At 51.4% G+C, this 18,177-nt stretch carries 19 protein-coding genes; 5 read left to right on the top strand and 14 right to left on the bottom strand.

What is annotated here, in order from left to right; translation table 11 throughout:
• Positions 1–148 precede the first annotated feature (148 nt).
• Positions 149–1,594 (top strand): DEAD/DEAH box helicase, encoded by a 1,446-nt coding sequence (locus EVJ26_RS11345; RefSeq protein WP_131457793.1) that lies wholly within the window; start codon positions 149–151, stop codon positions 1,592–1,594.
• Between the two features lie 408 nt (positions 1,595–2,002).
• Here EVJ26_RS11345 and EVJ26_RS11350 read toward each other — a convergent pair whose 3' ends face one another.
• On the bottom strand, positions 2,003–3,196 hold the full coding sequence (locus EVJ26_RS11350; RefSeq protein WP_131470501.1) for a DUF4317 domain-containing protein: 1,194 nt from the start codon (positions 3,194–3,196) through the stop codon (positions 2,003–2,005).
• Between the two features lie 255 nt (positions 3,197–3,451).
• On the opposite strand from EVJ26_RS11350, the gene EVJ26_RS11355 reads away from it, so the two are divergent.
• On the top strand, positions 3,452–4,084 hold the full coding sequence (locus EVJ26_RS11355) for an HNH endonuclease family protein (protein ID WP_131466054.1): 633 nt from the start codon (positions 3,452–3,454) through the stop codon (positions 4,082–4,084).
• An 18-nt stretch (positions 4,085–4,102) separates the two neighbouring features.
• Positions 4,103–4,345, top strand: coding sequence for a hypothetical protein (locus tag EVJ26_RS11360; RefSeq protein WP_131470503.1), 243 nt, complete (start codon positions 4,103–4,105; stop codon positions 4,343–4,345).
• 33 nt (positions 4,346–4,378) lie between these two features.
• On the opposite strand, the gene EVJ26_RS11365 is transcribed toward EVJ26_RS11360, so the two are convergent.
• Entirely contained in the window at positions 4,379–4,849 is a 471-nt protein-coding gene (locus EVJ26_RS11365; RefSeq protein WP_131470505.1) for a peptide-methionine (S)-S-oxide reductase, read from the bottom strand.
• A 105-nt stretch (positions 4,850–4,954) separates the two neighbouring features.
• On the opposite strand from EVJ26_RS11365, the gene EVJ26_RS11370 reads away from it, so the two are divergent.
• Complete coding sequence (locus tag EVJ26_RS11370) at positions 4,955–5,473, top strand: hypothetical protein (RefSeq protein WP_236635562.1); 519 nt, start codon at positions 4,955–4,957, stop codon at positions 5,471–5,473.
• Position 5,474: 1 nt separating this feature from the next.
• Positions 5,475–5,729, top strand: coding sequence for a hypothetical protein (locus EVJ26_RS11375; RefSeq protein ID WP_131470507.1), 255 nt, complete (start codon positions 5,475–5,477; stop codon positions 5,727–5,729).
• Between the two features lie 217 nt (positions 5,730–5,946).
• Here EVJ26_RS11375 and EVJ26_RS11380 read toward each other — a convergent pair whose 3' ends face one another.
• The 12 genes from EVJ26_RS11380 to dnaB form a co-directional block, all read right to left on the bottom strand.
• Positions 5,947–6,900 (bottom strand): coiled-coil domain-containing protein, encoded by a 954-nt coding sequence (locus EVJ26_RS11380; RefSeq protein ID WP_131470509.1) that lies wholly within the window; start codon positions 6,898–6,900, stop codon positions 5,947–5,949.
• A gap of 242 nt (positions 6,901–7,142) precedes the next feature.
• Complete coding sequence (locus EVJ26_RS11385; protein WP_070329356.1) at positions 7,143–7,481, bottom strand: hypothetical protein; 339 nt, start codon at positions 7,479–7,481, stop codon at positions 7,143–7,145.
• A 119-nt stretch (positions 7,482–7,600) separates the two neighbouring features.
• Positions 7,601–8,080: a 23S rRNA (pseudouridine(1915)-N(3))-methyltransferase RlmH gene (rlmH, locus tag EVJ26_RS11390; RefSeq protein ID WP_016509065.1), complete on the bottom strand. Its 480-nt coding sequence runs from the start codon at positions 8,078–8,080 to the stop codon at positions 7,601–7,603.
• A gap of 83 nt (positions 8,081–8,163) precedes the next feature.
• Positions 8,164–8,325, bottom strand: a complete 162-nt coding sequence (locus EVJ26_RS11395; RefSeq protein WP_131457806.1) for a CxxH/CxxC protein — start codon at positions 8,323–8,325, stop codon at positions 8,164–8,166.
• A gap of 37 nt (positions 8,326–8,362) precedes the next feature.
• Entirely contained in the window at positions 8,363–9,631 is a 1,269-nt protein-coding gene (locus EVJ26_RS11400; RefSeq protein WP_070329352.1) for a S1C family serine protease, read from the bottom strand.
• A 49-nt stretch (positions 9,632–9,680) separates the two neighbouring features.
• Positions 9,681–10,472, bottom strand: coding sequence for an MBL fold metallo-hydrolase (locus tag EVJ26_RS11405; RefSeq protein WP_070329351.1), 792 nt, complete (start codon positions 10,470–10,472; stop codon positions 9,681–9,683).
• 13 nt (positions 10,473–10,485) lie between these two features.
• Positions 10,486–11,310: a two-component system regulatory protein YycI gene (locus EVJ26_RS11410; RefSeq protein WP_070329350.1), complete on the bottom strand. Its 825-nt coding sequence runs from the start codon at positions 11,308–11,310 to the stop codon at positions 10,486–10,488.
• Positions 11,297–12,682, bottom strand: coding sequence for a two-component system activity regulator YycH (yycH, locus tag EVJ26_RS11415; RefSeq protein ID WP_131470511.1), 1,386 nt, complete (start codon positions 12,680–12,682; stop codon positions 11,297–11,299). The genes EVJ26_RS11410 and yycH overlap by 14 nt, the downstream gene beginning before the upstream one ends.
• Positions 12,682–14,523 (bottom strand): cell wall metabolism sensor histidine kinase WalK, encoded by a 1,842-nt coding sequence (gene walK, locus EVJ26_RS11420; protein ID WP_131457811.1) that lies wholly within the window; start codon positions 14,521–14,523, stop codon positions 12,682–12,684. Before walK ends, yycH begins: the two co-directional genes overlap by 1 nt.
• A 3-nt stretch (positions 14,524–14,526) precedes the next feature.
• Complete coding sequence (yycF, locus tag EVJ26_RS11425; protein ID WP_070329347.1) at positions 14,527–15,237, bottom strand: response regulator YycF; 711 nt, start codon at positions 15,235–15,237, stop codon at positions 14,527–14,529.
• Between the two features lie 118 nt (positions 15,238–15,355).
• Positions 15,356–16,645 (bottom strand): adenylosuccinate synthase, encoded by a 1,290-nt coding sequence (locus tag EVJ26_RS11430; protein WP_070329346.1) that lies wholly within the window; start codon positions 16,643–16,645, stop codon positions 15,356–15,358.
• A 173-nt stretch (positions 16,646–16,818) separates the two neighbouring features.
• Positions 16,819–18,171, bottom strand: a complete 1,353-nt coding sequence (dnaB, locus tag EVJ26_RS11435; RefSeq protein WP_131457812.1) for a replicative DNA helicase — start codon at positions 18,169–18,171, stop codon at positions 16,819–16,821.
• Positions 18,172–18,177: the final 6 nt, after the last annotated feature.

The following is an 18,177-nucleotide window of genomic DNA, read 5'->3' on the forward strand; positions in this document are numbered from 1 at the left end:
AAGTCAGTTCGACCTCTCCCCTTTCGCACTCGCTCGATTTCACGGATGAACGACGAACTGCTCCCTTTCGTGTATAATGAGACGTAATCCAAATTGCTAATGAAAATTTCTGCAACAGAAGTTTCTTACACGAAAACGAGGTAAACATATGAATCAACCAAACTTTGCGGACTACCGCTTAAGTGAAGACATCCAACGCGCACTCGGTATCATGAAGTACGTGGCACCGACAGAAGTGCAACAGAAAGTCATCCCGCTCGCACTCGAGCACCAAGATCTAGTCGTCAAAGCACAGACCGGGAGCGGCAAGACGGCCGCATTCGGCATTCCTATCACTGAAATGATCGAGTGGGAAGAAAACAAACCACAAGTGTTAATTCTCACACCGACACGCGAGCTCGCCGTCCAAGTCCGGGAAGACATGACGAACATCGGCCGCTTCAAACGGATCAAGGCGACTGCCGTCTACGGGAAAGAACCGTTCTCGAAACAACGTGAAGACTTGAAACAGAAGACACATATCGTCGTCGGGACACCGGGACGCGTCATGGACCATATCGAACGTGAAACGCTCGTCTTGGACCAAATCAAGTACTTGATCATCGATGAGGCGGACGAGATGTTGAACCGCGGCTTCCTCGCCGACGTTGAAGCCATCATTCAAAAGCTACCGACTGATCGCGTCACGATGGTGTTCTCGGCCACGTTCCCGAATGACATCGAGCGTCTGTGTAAACAACACATGAACGAGCCGACCCGCATCTCGATCGAGTCTGCTGGCGTCACGGCCTCGACGATCGAGCACGGCTTGATCGAAGTCCGCAATGAAGACAAGTTGTCGGTGTTACAAAACATCACTGTCGTCGAAAATCCTGACAGCTGTCTCATCTTCTGCCGGACGAAAGAACATGTCGACACCGTGTACAGCGCGCTCGATAAGGCCGGCTATTCTTGTGAACGGCTCCACGGTGGACTCGAGCAAGAAGACCGGTTCGCAGTCATGGAAGGGTTCAAGACGGGCAACTTCCGTTATCTCGTCGCGACAGACGTCGCGGCACGCGGCATCGATATCGATAACGTCAATCTTGTCATCAACTATGACGTGCCGATGGAAAAAGAGAGCTACGTGCACCGGACCGGACGGACAGGCCGTGCCGGTAACAAAGGGAAAGCCCTCACGCTCGCGACTCCTTATGAAGGTAAATTCGTTCGCGCCATCGAAGCGTTCATCAAGTTCGAGATCCCGACGATGGACGCCCCTACCGAAGCACAAGTCGCTCGCGGCAAAGCGGCGTTCGAAGAGAAGTTGAGCGGTCGACGCGTCGTCCGTAACAACAAGACGGCCCGCATCAACCAAGACATCCTGAAGCTTCACTTCAGCGGCGGGAAGAAGAAAAAACTTCGTGCCATCGACTTCGTCGGCACGATCGCCAAAATCCCAGGTGTGACAGTCGAAGACATCGGCATCATCACGATCACCGATCAGATGACGTACGTCGACATCTTGAACGGCAAAGGCTCACTCGTCCTTCAGGCGATGGAGTCGACACCGATCAAAGGCAAAAAGCTAAAAGTGAGTAAAGCACATAAATAACCAATCCAGGTCTCGGAGAGTTTGATCTCTCCGAGCCTTTTTTGTGTTTTGACCACGTTATCGAAAGCGCTTTCGAAAAACCGTAAAAAAATAATGTTTTCGAGAGAACGCTTTCAACAGAATCATACCGATAACACGTCTTGAATTCAACCTTCCTCACCTGATTGTCAAAAAAAGGCTCAGGCAATGTCGCCTGAGCCTTCATCTCTCACTCTAAAAATTTCAACTCTGTATTGTTTCGCGCACGATATCCGGTCACTTCTACCTTGCATACAGAGCACAGCTAGCGTGCGAATCACCGTTCACCATTTCCCGTGAAATACATAACATCGTAAGGAGAACAATCGCTGCGAGCACATGCTCAATCAGCTCTGTCGGGTGCAACGGATTTCGTCCAGCCGAGATGAATTAGTCGAACAGTTCTTCCGAGATCAACTTGAATCCTTCGATTTCCGTATCCTCTTCCAATTCGATTAACAGACATCGTTTGCCTTTCACGTTCACTTGCTTCACGTATTTCAAATCTTGCGGGCTGATCGTGATATTCGCGACTTTCGTGTTGATTTTAATCGACTTCGACGTATACTTCGGGACGACGCTGCTCGCCTTCATCTCGTATTGCGTATCATCGACGACTTGTTTGAACGCCTGCTCGACTTTCTCCGTCGTCACGTCCTCGACGCCACTCGCTTTCAAGACGACCTCGACCGCTCGTGCGTCAAGCATCGGGACCGTCTCGTCCTCGTCCTCACGCTCTTCTTCCGCGACGATCAAATAATTGATCTCTTCATAGACGGTGGCGAGCGTCGCCAAGTTGACTTCTTCCCCGATGACGGCTTTGACGACTTCTTCGAACATCGCTTTCTCTTCAACCGCCGTCACGATTTCTGTGCCATTCAACACGTGCTCGATAAAACCGAAGTCCGGTTGATGCGCCTTCTGGGCCGCATACAGGACATGGTTGACGTCGGCCGCGTTGTCCGTGAAACACGGGAACAAGAAGCCGCCGACGGGTGCGTCGAGTTTGATGACAGGATTGATGAAGACGTTCGATTTGTACTCACGCTCGATAAAGTCGAACACGAGCGACTGTTTCGGCAGTTCGGTCTGGTTGATGCTGCCGAGGATGAACCGCGACGTGTAAACCTCGTCGCGCATATCGATTTCCGTCTCTTCAGAATGACGCCGCGTCGGTTTATTGTATTGGAAGCGAATGAACGTGACGACGACATCTTTTTCGAACGGAGCGTCTTGAACCATCTTCAAAGCGACTTTCTGCATCGAAGCGGCCCAGTCCTCTAAGTCTTCTGTCTGCAATCCTTTGTACAATAGCGTCTGCGTATGGTCGGTCTGACCCGCTTCCGGGTGCTCGAACTTCACTTCAAACAGTTTCTCGTCTAGCTTGCCGCCGAGTACTTTCTTAAAACTCGTCAAAAATAGCTCCTGATGCTCTTGCTCCAAAAACGGGAACGACCGCATCTCTTCGTGGAAGATCTCGTTGCTGTCTTGCCGAATGTAAATATTATAAATTTCAGCGATTTTGACCGCTTCCGCATTCAACTTGAAATGCTTGCGGATTGCCGCGATGTCTTTTTGATTCATCTGTTCCAACTCCTTCGTTCTTGACTACAAACCGACTTCATTATACCAATAGTTGTTGCTCACGCGTATGTCAGTAGTTCTAAAGCCGGGACGTCTGATGTCATGTCTCATGTCCCTGACCTCAACTTTTCTAATCTTTTGATTCATTTTCGTAAATTTCAATCTTTCTGCCGACTCTGCCGTGTATATTCGATGTGCATCCGGAAAATGAGGGTGCGAGTCGTTCAGTCGTCATACATAATAGGAGGCACAAACATGTTGAAAAAATGCATCAGTTCTTTGTTCGCCATCGTCTTAGTCGTCACGACGCTCCACTTAACCACACCGACCGCTTCGGCGCTCCCACCTGGTATCCCGTCGAAATCGAGCGCCCTCACAAAGCTGAACGCGTTGACGGTCAAGACTGAAGGTGCGATGACCGGTTATAGCCGTGACTTGTTCCCGCATTGGAGCGGTCAAGGCAACGGTTGTGACACTCGTCAAATCGTCTTGAAACGCGACGCGGACTCATACGTCGGCGACTGCCCGGTCACGTCAGGGTCATGGTACAGTTACTACGATGGAGTCACATTCACGTCGCCATCTAGCCTCGACGTCGACCACGTCGTACCTTTGGCTGAAGCATGGCGTTCAGGCGCGAACAGTTGGACGACGACGAAACGCCAAAGTTTCGCCAACGATTTAACTGGCCCGCAACTGATTGCCGTCTCAGCCAGCTCGAACCGCTCAAAAGGTGACCAAGATCCGTCAACATGGCAACCGACACGGACCGGGGCACGCTGCGCTTATGCGAAGATGTGGGTCGAGACGAAGAGCCGTTGGGGACTGAGCCTCCAGTCATCAGAGAAAGCGGCCCTTCAAACCGCCATCAACGCTTGCATTTACTGATTCAGAAAGGAGTCCGCTATGCATCAACATTCCTCTACATTCAAAGCCTCACATGGCGTTATGACTGAAGAAGTCGGCGTCATTAGCGGGGAGCTCGAACTGAAGACGACGTGCCAAGAAGACGGCACGCTCGAACTCGCCATCACGTATGTCGGGGCGGCTGAGTGGTATACATTGCCCGGGAAAGACTATAAGCTACACGACCTACGTGACCATGACGTCGTGCATCAGTTGCTCGTCAACGTACTCACACGCGATTAACGAAACAGAGCCGACACAACGCTGTGTCGGCTCTTATTTGTATTTATCGAGCAACGTTTGCGGGATATGGCAATAATCGTCCGGACAGCGTTCTAACCGGTCTTGATGCTCGTCCGCACTCCGTACGTAGTTCGTGAGCGGCAACACCTCGAGCGCAATCCAATCGACATCACGCCGTCTGTGGATAAACGCACGGGCCGCATCCACATGCCGAAGATCCTCGCTGTAGACACCGGTCCGATACTTCTCCCCGACGTCCTCGCCTTGACGATTGACGCTATACGGGTCGATGATCTCAAACAAGTAATCCATCAATTCATCCATCGTAACGACTTCTGGGTCAAACGTTGTTTTAACGCATTCGGCGTAGCCATCATAGTCCCCATCAAGCGTGTTCGTCGTCCCGTTCGCACGTCCAGCTTCCGTTTCAATGACACCAGGTAGCGTCTTGATGAACGCCTGGACGCCCCATAGGCAGCCACCTGCTATGTAGATTGTTTGCATCCGATCATCCCCTTTAAATTTTAGTAAATAAATCCAACAATTCGTAATAAATACGCTACGATAAAAGCAAATATTTGATCAGTTCACAGATACGGGGGACCTCCTTTGAAAAAACTCATGTTGACCACATTTTGTACGATCACGCTCGTCTCAGGCGTCTACCACACGGCAACAGGAGAATCATTCGTCTCGATGAGCCAATCCGTTTCCGTTGATCAAAATGAGATCGAACGCTATTTGACGACAGAAGTGATGGAGCCAAACTTCGGCGGCGACGTATGGACGACGTATAAAATCCTCGACACGAATACAACGAAAAATGAGGTCTATGTTTGGGCGCTCATTCAAGAGTACATCCAAGAAGGAGACCGTTTTGAACAAGGCACGGGCATGTCGGTCCCACTTGTATTATACCTCGATGACAAAGACGAATCATTCACGATCCAAGGTCATCGGGTGCCTCGTGACGGTTCGTACTATCCGACCGATCTATGGACCATGTTCCCGGTCCACGTCCAAGTCGCGATTTCCCCACATCCGGATGGGACCGTCACCAAATTACATGCGCAAATGAAAGAAAAACTTTCACAAAGTCAGCAAGCGAAACACAGAAAGGGAGATTGAATTGAACATCACGAAACGCTCCATCCTTTTCTCGACCGCACTCCACCTCCTATACTTCGTCGGTACGTTCGGGATTGGCTTCATCCGAACACTCAACTATGAGCCAGACATAATCGCTGAGTCGAACAACGTCAAAACGCTTCAGAGCGAAGTAGCCATCGGCATGACTGGATCGCCATTCATCTACGTCTTCGGTCTCGCCATCGTTCTGGCGCTCGGAATGCTCACGGTTCAACGTATCCGTCAAACTCGTTAAACAGGGAATACATTCGCTACACTCGCTATAGATGCCAATGGAGAACCTTGAGACGCGGATGGCCTTCTTTAACGATTCCGAGAGCAACACGCATGCGTTGCTGAGTGAAGTTCATGCAAAGTAAAGTGAGTAAAAGATGGGTTACCGATATTCGGTGACCTGTCTTTTACTTTCGACTAGTTTTTAGCGACTTACTCAATCGCTCCTTTATCATTTTTTAGTCTGCTTGAATCATTTCAGCCAGTCTCACGACTTGAAGTTCCGTCTTCACTTCATTGATAGATGAGATCGTCCTCTTCGATCGCTCGGCCATTTCTTCGGGGAGATTTTTTAGACGCTCTCTTGAATCTGCAAGCTCTTTTTCAATTTGATCATACTTGTCCTGATCGATTTTGTTCTCGTTCTTTTCTTCTTTCCAAAATTGCAACGTCTCGATGGCTTTCCCGCTCGTGTTTTTGGCCTTTTGATAAGCAGAGATGGTATAGTTCGTTGCTACAATCACATCTGTAGATGATTCTAGGGCCTCCCTCGCTTCAATCGTTGAGGTTCGAACGTCTTCGATTTGATACACGAGTTCCGTATCCAATTCGTGCTCCATCTCTAAAAGTAATGCTGGATCATTCTCAGCTTGATAAGTCTCATACAATTGACTGACCCGTTCACGCGTCTCATCCATCTCTTGTTTGATACTCGATAAGTGATCTAATCGAAATAAAGCGGCGTCCACTTCATTTAACGTGCTGTTGGCAGAACTTAAATAAGAACTCACTTTTCCTAACATCGGACTGCTTATCACATTGTTGACTCCTGCAATAACGAACGTCGCTGAATCGATGTACTCCAACATCTCACGGACAGGTACCACATTTTTCTTTAACCAATCAATTTGTTGAACGAGTTGGGCTAAATCTTTATCGTATTCCTCTAACTCATGAATGATTTGTGGTATTTCTTTTTCAATAGTTGTGACAGACGTTTCCTGCATATCGTCGACGCGCGATTGCATTTCCGCTTGAGCAATAGACCTGTCTGCATCCCTATTTATATTGAAGTGGCTGACAAAGTACCCGACTGTGCCAGATACAATTACAGACGTAGCGATTGTGATTGGTATCAAATATGTTTGATAAAACGATGTTCGTCGGGTCGTTCGTTCTCTTTTCGATTCCATTGTGGAAGGCTCCTCTAATAGTACGCTTTTTTATAAAAAATACCATTTTATGATGATTTTTATCCATATTTTAAATTTGAAACTAAATATCAACAATCCTTTTAAGATTGGATTCAATAAAAAAGAGACTAGATTGATGCTCTAGTCGCTGTCTGGAGATAACCTCATAAACAACTTTTACCTCGTATGTGGCTTTCACCAATTAGACGAACCGGTTTACGATGCCAGGTAATGTTACACTTTTAAAAAGACCATCTATGATGTTCTGGTAAACAGTCATCACATAGTAAATTCCCTTTAAAGGTCGCTCCATTCCCTAACTCTAACACCGGATCATTTTTTTCTCTGTCCGTTGTCCAGCGTCCACAAGCCGCACATTGTCCACAGTTCATCGACAGGGGGTCTAATAATACTGTGGAGCAACTCTGCCAATCCACATTCACTTCATTCGTGCCAATTTTGACTGCCTGATCATGGCATAACTCGTTCGTGACCTGATCAATCACTCCGAAATCTTTATGTATTTCCGCCTCCTCTACTTCCATCAAGAAAGCAACATTGATTAAAACGATTCTTTTCAAAAGCTCAATCTCCTTTCAATCCTTAATAAGACTACCATTCGTCAGCGAAGAAGATTCGCCTAAAAAAAACGTCAAAGACTAATGAATGCCTTTGACGCTTCAACCATCTTTTTATGTGGTCATTTGTGGTAAGGTTCATTCCGATTGATCCGATACGCCCGATAAATTTGCTCACACAAGACGAGCTTCATCAATTGATGCGGGAACGTCATCTTCGAGAACGAGATCGTATCGTCCGACCGTTTCATGACGTCGTCGGATAAGCCAAGCGACCCACCGATAACGAAGGCGATTTTGCTCTTGCCGTACGTTGCCAACTTGTCGAGCTCACGGGCGAATTCTTCACTCGTCCGCTGCTTGGCATCGATGGCGAGAGCGATGACGTGCGTGTCCGGACTGATTTTCGCCAAAATCCGCTCGCCTTCTTTTTGTTTTACTAGAAACATGTCGGCTTCACTCAAATGTTCGGGCGCTTTCTCGTCCGCAACCTCGATTTCATGCACTTTCGCGTATGCCGACAGGCGCTTCGTGTACTCCGCAATTCCTAGTTTTAAATATTTTTCTTTTAATTTGCCGACCGTGATAATTGAAATATTCATCCAATTCTTCCTTTTTCCACAGTTTTTTCGGAGTTATCCATAGGGTTATCCACAGAGTTATCCACAAATCCACATGTTGACAATCATTTTTTGCTTGACACAACATATGTTGCGTCGTCGTCGCAGAACTCACATTTGACTTGTCCACTTGTGGATAGTTCTTCGAGTAACGGGTACTCCCCCGTCTCATCGACAATGATGTCTAAAGCGATTTCAACATGTTCCTTGCATACTTTTTTTTCCACAAATTTTCCTCCTTAAAAAAGAAGCGTCGCCGCTCCTTTACGTTGCTTCTGTTAATGTGGCCTCGGTCGTTTCTGCCTTGCCTCGCCGTGTATATTCGATGACGATGTTATCCCCGACCGCGGCGTCTCGGTACAAAGCGTCACGTAAATCGACGTAACGTTTAATCTCACGGTCGCCGATCTTCGTGATGACGTCCCCGACACGAAGCCCCGCTTGTTCGGCCGGACTACCGGGTGTGATCGCCTCGACGAACACCCCGTCCTCTTTGTCAAAACTGATGCCGTATTCTTCCCGGACATTGCCCGGGACGGCGATGACTTCTTGGATCGTGACACCGAGCTGAGCCCGTGTCACCCGTCCGTCACGCTCGAGCATGTCGATGACCGGTAGCGCCACGTTGACCGGGATCGAGAAGCCGACCCCTTCGACGCTCGCTTCGGCGATCTTCATCGAGTTGATGCCGACGAGCTCACCGCGGATGTTGATGAGTGCCCCGCCCGAGTTGCCGGGATTGATGGCGGCGTCGGTCTGGATGACCTCGGCGTTATAGTCCATGAGACCGTCCGCGTTCGTATCGACCGGCACGGTCCGTTCGACACCACTGACGATACCACGCGTGACCGAGTTTGAAAAGACGCCGAGCGGGTTGCCGATCGCCATCACGGTCTCGCCGGCCTGTAGCACCGTCGAATCGCCGAGCACGATCGGATTGACGTCGATATTCTCCGGAAGTTTCACGGAGGCGACCGCCAAGTCGTTAAGCGGGTCTTCTCCTAAAATCGTGGCCGGTGCGACTTGCCCGTCCGCGAAGGCGACGTTGATCTCGTCCGCTTCCTCGATGACGTGGAAGTTCGTGACGATGTACGCCGTGTCCCCGTCGACTTTATAAACGACACCAGAGCCCGCACCGGCCTCCCATTGCGAGTCCGAGGTGAAGGCGCGCTGGATGTTCGTGATGCTGACGACGGACGTCTTCGCGCCCGTGACGGCGGCCGTGATGTCCGACTCCGTGACGGTGACGGCTTGCTCGGTACGGACCAGTTCGTTTGTAACAAAACGAGAGGTCGGCGAATCCCAGAGCATCATCGCGAAAAAGAATAACGCCGCTCCTAAGAATCCGCCAACCCCTCCGAGTAATAACGGTTTTACATTCAGCCGTGGCTTATGGCGCACGTGTTCCTCTTGCTTTGGACGCCACTCGCTTCGGGATGGATAAGTCGATGGTGAATCGTTCATTGATGCTGCTTCGTGCTCTAAAGGTTCGACGTCTTGAGGTTCATACTCATGGTGTCTCTCTTCGTTCACGACGCGCCCCCCCTTCAGGACAGTGTTACCTGTCTTTTCCCAAGTTCGCTTATAAAGAAACGAGCGGACATGGGATTAATGGGTCGGTGTCATGCAGTTTGATGCGTCCAAGATCGACGTCACGCATGCCGAGCGTCTGTGCGACGCTCATCTGCGCGAGTTCTTTCATATTGTTGTCTTTACTGAGGTGGGCCAAAAAGATCCGTTTCGTCCGCTCACCGATGACCTCGCTCATCGCGATGGCGGCGTCTTCGTTCGAGACGTGTCCATAGTCCCCGAGGATGCGCCGTTTGACGCTCCACGGGTACCGTCCCATCTGCAGCATCGAGACATCATGGTTCGACTCAAAGATGAAGTCGTCCGCGCCGCGGATGAGCCCTTTCATCCGGTCCGAGACGTACCCGGTGTCGGTGATGTGGGCCAGCCGCTTGCCGTCATGGGCGAACTGATAAAACATCGGGTCGGCCGCATCGTGGCTGACGTTGAACGACTCGATCTCGATGTCCCCGAACTGTTTGACGTCACCGACCTCGAAATGAAACTTCAAGGCCGGATCGATCTTCCCGATTTTGTCTTCCATCGCTGCCCACGTCTTCGTGTTCGCGTAGATCGGCAAGTTGTACTTCCGGGCGAGGATCCCGACTCCTTTAATATGGTCGGAGTGCTCATGTGTGACGAGCAGTGCGTCGATACCCTCGAACGACTGGCCGATGTCTGTGATGCGTTGCTGCATCGCCTTGCCGGTCAATCCGGCGTCGACGAGCAATTTCGCCCGGTCCGTCTCAATATAGAGCGCGTTACCGGTCGAACCGCTCGCGAGCACACTGTAGCGTAAAGTCACTCGATCACTCCTTTCAGTCTTCTAAATTAAATTCAACCCGTTCGACCGTCCCATCGATGGCATTGACGAAATATACGTTGTCGTCGATAGCGATCGACCAGAGCGGCGGCATGATGATCAAACTGCCGGAACTATCGAGCGGTAAGCTATAAAACCCGGTGTTGATGGCGCGCATCTCTTGGTTCGGCTGGAAGTACTTCCGGGCCGCGAGTTGTGAGATCGCCTCGCTCGCCGTCAAGACGAGGTCGTCTTGCGATTTCGACGACAAGTTCGTCAAATGGCGCTGCTTGTAGTCCGTCACTTCGTAGTTTTCATTCAATTGAAGCAATAACAGGGACGGACCGATATATGTCTCCGTGTCCGCCTCGATTTCCGGGTTCGAGAAAATCTTATTGTTTTCATACGTCTGAACGAACGCGAGTTGGCGCGTCTCTTGGTCAAACCGCCAGTAGGCGTACTCTGACCCGAACGGCACGTAATCGGTGACGAATGTCGACGCCGTCGTCCGCAAGTCGTTCTCGTCGAGTGGGACGGCTTGTTTGAGCTCGACTTCAAGCTGCATGTTGTCGAGCGTCGTCGCTAATTGTACTTCACGATTTTTCGTGATCATCGACGCCGACATCTGCTCAGACGAGCCGGTCAAATAACCAATATCCCGTCCCATCCGTGGCAATTTTGATGCGTCGACGTCACGTTGGTCCAAGATTTGGGCGATTGACGTGTTATCGCTCGTCACAACTTCGGTCGCCCACGTTTCCGTCAAGAGCTGGAACAACAGGTAGATGTTCAGCGCGAGGAAGGCGAAGATTAAAATCGTTTTCGCTTTACTCCAATCCACGGTACATCATCCTCTCTGTCCAATCTTCCGGCTTATCGTACGGGATCCATCTCCCGGCTTCACGGACGAACCAGTTCGGGGAGAACGTGACGTAACGACTCGCGTCTTCATTATATTCGATCTCATAACCGAGACGAATCTCAGTCACGTTTTCGAACCGGTCTGCGTTGACGAGCGTATCGATGACGTCTTGCCCGTCTGCAAGCTGTGTCGTCCCGACCGAGATCAACCGGTCGATTTCGAGATGATGACGCGTGATGGACCGGACTTGTGCCCCGTCGTTTTCAACGCGCAGTGTGGATAAGTCGATCGCATCGTTGTTGATAAACGCATCACGTTGGCTAAAGACAGGGTGCCCTTTCACGTGAAACCGAAACACGGTCGTCTCAAAGCCTTTGTTCGCTGGTGTGATCGCATCGAAACGAAGGGACAGACCTTGACTCTCTGACGTCTCATCGACCCAGCCGCCATGAAAGTTGACGAAGTCGACGATCGTATCAAGCCCGATCGCCGACTCGCGCTCGGTGCTATTGCGTGACAAGTTGCGATAGCGGCTCGCGTTCAACGTCGCGTCATACTCGGCGACGCTGATCCCGTTCGTGAGTGCGCCGACCGAACTCGCCGGATCGACTTCTTGAACGTTCGGGTCACCAGGGAAGAACGTATCGCGCATCCAATCAAGGCGTGCCGAGATTTGGATTTGTGAGACGTCATACGCGAACAGCTCGTTCATCTCAGGCCCGACGACCGGGATATAGTTGACCCGCTCGTCCGTGTACGTGACCCGTTGCATCGCGCGGTTCGAATCTTTTAAGAACAAACTGTTGACGTCCCCTTGTCCGGCTTTAGAGAGCCGACCTTCCCACAACGACTGATCGCTCATGATCGCCCGGACTTTCCAGACGTTGTCGTCCATGAAGATGAGCGCCCGTTGCGGTACTTTCCCTGACAGGCTGTAAGATCCGGGCAGAATGTAACTGAGTGTGTCTGCATAGTATGGTTCCGGTAAAATCAGTTCAACTGCCTCGTTGACACCGGCATACAAGCTCGGTACGTTTTTGACGGCGAGCGGTTTAAACTCGTTCGCCTCGAACGCGTCGCGAATGACCCGAGCGATTTGCTTCGGCGTGTTCTTCGTCGCAAAGACAGCGTTGTTCTCGTGGACGACCGTCTGGGTTGGCACGATAATTTGCCTCGCCTGACGTTGCAGCGACTCATCCACCGTCGCCACTTGGGTCTCGGATTGAACCGATTGATACTTCGGATGGTAATCCCAAAGGATGACCGTTTGGACGATCGACGTGACGATCAAGGTAAGCAAGACGAGCGATTTCACTAGTTCTGGCTTCGCCAAGAAGCGAGGTCGTCCCATCAGTCATTCACCTCCACGATCGTATCGAACGGGATGGTGAAGTAAATCGTCGTCCCACGTCCAAACTCGCTCTCCGCCCAAATGTCGCCACCGTGGGCTGAAACGACTTCCTTGGCAATCGACAGACCGAGTCCGGTCCCGCCGATATTTCGCGCTCGGGCCTTGTCGACCCGGTAAAAGCGTTCAAAGATTTTCTTCAAATTCGACTTCGGAATCCCGACACCTTCATCTTTGATACCGATGACGAGCCGTTTCGCCCGCAGCATCGTCCGGAACGTGATCGTCCCACCTTCTGGAGAGAACTTGACCGCGTTCGTGATGATGTTGTCGATGACTTGCGTCATCTTATCTTGATCGGCGTGCACGTAGACGCGACGCTTCATGAGTTTCCGGCGGAACTGGATCGTTTCGCCTTTCGTCATCTCATGGCGCTCGATGATATCGTTGAAGAATTGGATGAAGTCAAACTTCACTTTTTGCATCGTATACTCTTTACTGTCCATCTTCGAGAGCTGGAGTAAGTCGTTGACGAGACGAATCATCCGTTCGGTCTCGTTTTGAGTCGTCTCAAGGAACCGCGGTGCGAGCTCATCATCTTTGTACGCGCCTTCGGCGAGCACTTCGAGATAGCTCCGCATCGTCGTGAGCGGCGTCCGCAGCTCGTGGCTGACGTTGGCGACGAACTCACGGCGGTCTTGTTCGACTTGCTCTTGCTCGGTCACGTCGTGCAAGACGACGATGAGTCCGGTGATCGGACCGCTATGTTTTTGAATTGGTGAGAAGTAGGCGCGGACGAGGAACAGTTCTTCGTCCGTGCTCAGATCGATTAATTTCGTCGGCATCGTCCCGTCTTCCGGGATGACGATCTCATCATCAAACTCGAGCAGGCTCTGCAGATTCGCTCCCATCGCCTCTTCTTCGGCGACGCCAATCATATCGCGGGCCTGATCGTTCATGAGGATGACCCGGAGCGAGCGGTCGGTCGCGACGACACCGTCCGACATGTTCTCTAACACGCTCGTCAAGCGCCGTCGTTCCGCCTCGGTCGTCGCGTTCGCTTCCATCAGTTCATCGGTCAATTCGTTAAAGGCGTAGGCGAGTTGACCGACCTCATCGTCAGAATAGACTTTAACTTTCCGCGAGAAGTTTCCTTTTCGCATCTCGACGGCTTGACGACGCATGTCCGCAATCGGCCGCGTGATCGTCCGTGACAGCAAAATTCCGAGGATGGACGTGATAATCAAGGCGATGAGCGTACCGGTCGCAAGGATCCTCGTCACTTGCTCCATCTGGTTGTATATCGATTGCATCGACGCCTCGATATAGATCATCCCGGTCGTCGTCCCATCGACCTCAGATTTGATCGGGACGGCGACGACGCGCATCCGCTCGTTCGAGTCCTCATAGACGAGCGTCTCTTGCGCACCGCTTGTCGCGAACGATTTTTGAATGAATGAACTCGCCGTCCGTTGTCCGACGAGGCTTTGGTTGTTTTGGTTCGAAGTCGCCCGGACGACACTGTTCGTGTCGATAATTTGGACTTCGCGAATGTCGTCAGCTAGCGTCGTGCTCTCCGTAAACTCAGACAGCAGTTGATCCAGTACCTGGTTCAACTGCTGATCAGTAGTCGAGTCACCGCCGTTCGATGCGATCCCTTCACTGACGTTGTAGCTCAGAAGGTTGGCCCGATCGACGAGCGACTGCGAGAAGTTGTTGATGTATTGTCGTTCGAGGGAGCGTACGAAGTACACTCCGATGACTTGCATCGCAACAAGGATGAGCAGCGCATAGATGACGACGAGCTTCCACTGGATAGATTTAAAGAAGTTCGTCCGTTTCATCGTTTAGTCTTCTTCTCCCGCTTTTAAATAGTACCCGACACCGCGGCGCGTAATAATATACGTCGGTGTACTCGGGCTGTCTTCGACCTTCTCCCGCAAACGGCGGACCGTCACGTCGACCGTACGCACGTCTCCGAAGTAGTCGTAACCCCACACCGTCTGAAGCAAATGCTCGCGCGTCATCACTTGGCCGATGTTTTGGGCCAGGTAATGGATGAGCTCAAATTCACGGTGCGTCAGTTCGATCTTCTCTTCGCGTTTCGTGACCATGTATGAATCCGGATGAATCGTCAAGTCACCGATCACGATATCGTTCGCGTTGGCGCCTTTCGCTTCGACAGCCGGTGCCGTCGCGTGACGACGCATGTTCGCTTTGACGCGGGCTAAGAGCTCGCGTGAGCTGAACGGCTTCGTGACGTAGTCGTCAGCGCCGAGTTCGAGACCGAGTACTTTGTCGATCTCCGAGTCTTTCGCCGTCAACATGATGATCGGCATATCATACTTCTTACGCACTTCACGACACACTTCCATGCCGTCTTTGAGCGGGAGCATGATGTCAAGCAAGATCAAATCAGGCTTGACCTCCTCGACTTTCACGAGTGCCTCTTCCCCGTCATAAGCGACGTGGACGACATAGCCCTCTTTTTCAAGTTTAAACTTCAATATATCAGCGATTGGTTGTTCGTCATCTACCACTAAAATCGTACGATCCATTCAGTGAGTCCTCCTCTATCGTTAAACGTACACGTCTTATTGTAACTCTTTTTCAATGGGTTAGAAAGCGTGGTCCATTTCCACGGAAATGAAAAAAGAGCCGCGAGGGCTCTTAGTCTTATGCTTCGTAGATGTCACGCAAGATGACTGTCTGTTCACGCGCCGGTCCGACCGAGAACGTCAACAGTTCGATGCCCGTCAACGCTTCGATGCGCTTGACATAGCGCTGTGCGTTCACCGGCAAGTCTTCGAACTTGCGGACCCCTGTGATGTCTTCCGTCCAGCCTGGGAGCTCTTCAAACACCGGCTCACACTTCTCGAGGACGCGGAAGTTAGGTGGGTACTCATCGAGGAGCTTGCCTTCGTACTCGTACGCCGTACAAATTTTAAGCGTCTCAAGACCTGTCAACACGTCGATCGAGTTGAGGCATAGGTCAGTGATGCCGCTGACACGACGCGAGTGGCGGACGACGACCGAGTCGAACCAACCGACACGGCGCGGACGTCCTGTCGTCGTACCGTACTCCTTACCGACTTCACGGATCATGTGACCGATCTCGTCATCGAGCTGGGTTGGGAACGGGCCGTCTCCGACGCGCGACGTGTACGCTTTACAGACGCCGACGACGTGGTCAATCTTCGAAGGTCCGATTCCGGCACCGCTCGATACCCCGCCTGACGCCGCGTTCGACGATGTGACGAACGGGTACGTCCCGTGATCGATGTCTAACAGCACACCTTGCGCGCCTTCGAATAGGATTTTCTGTTCTTCGTCGAGCGCATCGTTCAACACGACCGATGTATCACACACGTACTTGGCAAACTGTTGGCCGTACGCATAGTATTCTTCAAAGATATCATCGAACTCGACCGCGTCGACTTCATACATCTTGACGAACATCCGGTTTTTAATTGCGAGGACCGTCTTCAGTTTCTCGGCGAACACTTCCTTGTCGAGTAGGTCAGCGATCCGGATCCCGATCCGTGCCGCTTTGTCCATGTAACAAGGGCCGATCCCTTTGAGCGTCGTCCCGACTTTCGCGTCACCTTTCGCATCTTCTTCAAGCTTGTCTTGAAGCTGGTGATACGGCAAGATGACGTGGGCCCGGTTTGAGATGCGGAGGTTGTCCGTGCTCACGCCGCGCTCATGTAAGTATGCAAGCTCTGTAATAAGCGACTTCGGGTTGACGACCATCCCGTTCCCGATGACACATGTCTTGTCCGAATAGAAGATCCCCGATGGAATCAAGTGAAGTTTATACTTCGTATCATTGAAGACGATCGTATGACCAGCGTTGTCTCCCCCTTGATAACGCGCGACGACGTCGGCTTGTTTAGACAAGAAATCGGTGATCTTCCCTTTTCCTTCATCGCCCCACTGCGTTCCCACTACGACTACTGATGACATAATGAATCCTCCTTGTAGATAAACGTTCTGTTCAAACCATTGGTAAGTGTACACTTGACACTTCAGAAAGTCAACCTAATACCGAACGATAATTTTATGTATTAACCTTTCGTTCGTTATTGACTCGCATTCAATTACTATTTTCCCGATTCTACAAAAAAACACCACCGATCTCACATCGGTGGTGCGAAGGCTTGCGTCTCCATGTTGACGAACTTGTTGTACTCTTTCCGGAACGAGAGTTTGACCGTGCCGGTCGGACCGTTACGCTGTTTGGCGATGATGATCTCGATCGTGTTGGCGTCTTCACTCTCTTTATCGTAATAGTCGTCCCGGTACAAGAAGGCGACGATATCGGCATCTTGCTCGATTGCTCCGGATTCCCGGATATCCGACATCATCGGCCGTTTGTCTTGACGGCTCTCTACGCCACGCGAGAGCTGCGACAAGGCAATGACCGGTACTTGGAGTTCCCGGGCGATCGCTTTGAGCGTACGCGAGATCTCAGAGACTTCTTGTTGCCGGTTCTCGCCCGGCTTGCCGTTCCCGACAATGAGCTGCAAGTAGTCGATCATGATCATGCCGAGACCGTACTCTTGCTTCAAGCGGCGGCATTTGGCCCGAATCTCGTTGACGCGAAGACCTGGTGTATCATCGATAAAGATACCGGCCTGTGATAACGACGACATCGCGAGCGATAGCCGTCCCCAGTCCTCAGACTCGAGTCGCCCGGTCCGCAGACGCTGCGCGTCGATATTGCCTTCCGCACAGAGCATCCGCATGACGAGTTGTTCGGCACCCATCTCAAGACTAAAGATGGCGACGTTTTCGCCCGTACGGACGGCGACGTTTTGCGAGATGTTGAGGGCGAAGGCCGTCTTCCCGACAGAAGGACGGGCAGCCACGATGATGAGGTCGTTACGCTGGAACCCGGCCGTCATCTTGTCGAGGTCACTAAAGCCGGTCGCGATCCCCGTGATCTCACCGCTCGATTGATGCAGCTTCTCGATCGTCGAATAGGCATCCGACAAAACCGAACCGATCGAATGGAAACTCGATTGGCCTTTCCGCTGCGAAACTTTTAAAATGTTTCGCTCGGCATCAGATAGGACCGCATCGACTTCGTCTTGACGCTCGTATCCGTCCGAGACGATATTCGTCGCCGTCCGGATGAGACGCCGGAGCGCCGCCTTTTGATCGACGACGTTCAAATAGTACCCGATGTTCCCGATGGCAGGAACCGCCTCGGCGATTTCGGCCAAGTAGTTCAATCCACCGATCTCATCGAGGATTCCTTGTGATTGGAGCTCCGAACTGAGCGTGACCAAGTCGACGAGTTCCCCGCGGTCGTTGATCTTCAGCATCGCTTCGAAGATCCGTTGATGGCTGACACGATAAAAGTCGTCCGGGTCGACTCGTTCCGAGGCCGTGATCAGCCGGTCAGAATCGAGAATAACTGCCCCAAGGACGGCTTGTTCCGCCTCAACGCTATGTGGCGGAGTATTGACTTGAATCGCATCACTCATTCGTTT

Origin of the sequence: Exiguobacterium sp. SH3S1, assembly GCF_004337105.1 — a bacterium.
Lineage (GTDB): Bacteria > Bacillota > Bacilli > Exiguobacteriales > Exiguobacteriaceae > Exiguobacterium > Exiguobacterium aurantiacum_A.

Coding starts and splice junctions, on each gene's coding strand:
- dnaB (WP_131457812.1), bottom strand. CDS start 18,171: ATGAGTGATGCGATTCAAGTCAATACTCCGCCACATAGCGTTGAGGCG.
- EVJ26_RS11380 (WP_131470509.1), bottom strand. CDS start 6,900: ATGGAATCGAAAAGAGAACGAACGACCCGACGAACATCGTTTTATCAA.
- EVJ26_RS11345 (WP_131457793.1), top strand. CDS start 149: ATGAATCAACCAAACTTTGCGGACTACCGCTTAAGTGAAGACATCCAA.
- EVJ26_RS11355 (WP_131466054.1), top strand. CDS start 3,452: ATGTTGAAAAAATGCATCAGTTCTTTGTTCGCCATCGTCTTAGTCGTC.
- EVJ26_RS11365 (WP_131470505.1), bottom strand. CDS start 4,849: ATGCAAACAATCTACATAGCAGGTGGCTGCCTATGGGGCGTCCAGGCG.
- yycF (WP_070329347.1), bottom strand. CDS start 15,237: ATGGATCGTACGATTTTAGTGGTAGATGACGAACAACCAATCGCTGAT.
- EVJ26_RS11430 (WP_070329346.1), bottom strand. CDS start 16,645: ATGTCATCAGTAGTCGTAGTGGGAACGCAGTGGGGCGATGAAGGAAAA.
- walK (WP_131457811.1), bottom strand. CDS start 14,523: ATGAAACGGACGAACTTCTTTAAATCTATCCAGTGGAAGCTCGTCGTC.
- EVJ26_RS11350 (WP_131470501.1), bottom strand. CDS start 3,196: ATGAATCAAAAAGACATCGCGGCAATCCGCAAGCATTTCAAGTTGAAT.
- yycH (WP_131470511.1), bottom strand. CDS start 12,682: ATGGGACGACCTCGCTTCTTGGCGAAGCCAGAACTAGTGAAATCGCTC.
- EVJ26_RS11360 (WP_131470503.1), top strand. CDS start 4,103: ATGCATCAACATTCCTCTACATTCAAAGCCTCACATGGCGTTATGACT.
- rlmH (WP_016509065.1), bottom strand. CDS start 8,080: ATGAATATTTCAATTATCACGGTCGGCAAATTAAAAGAAAAATATTTA.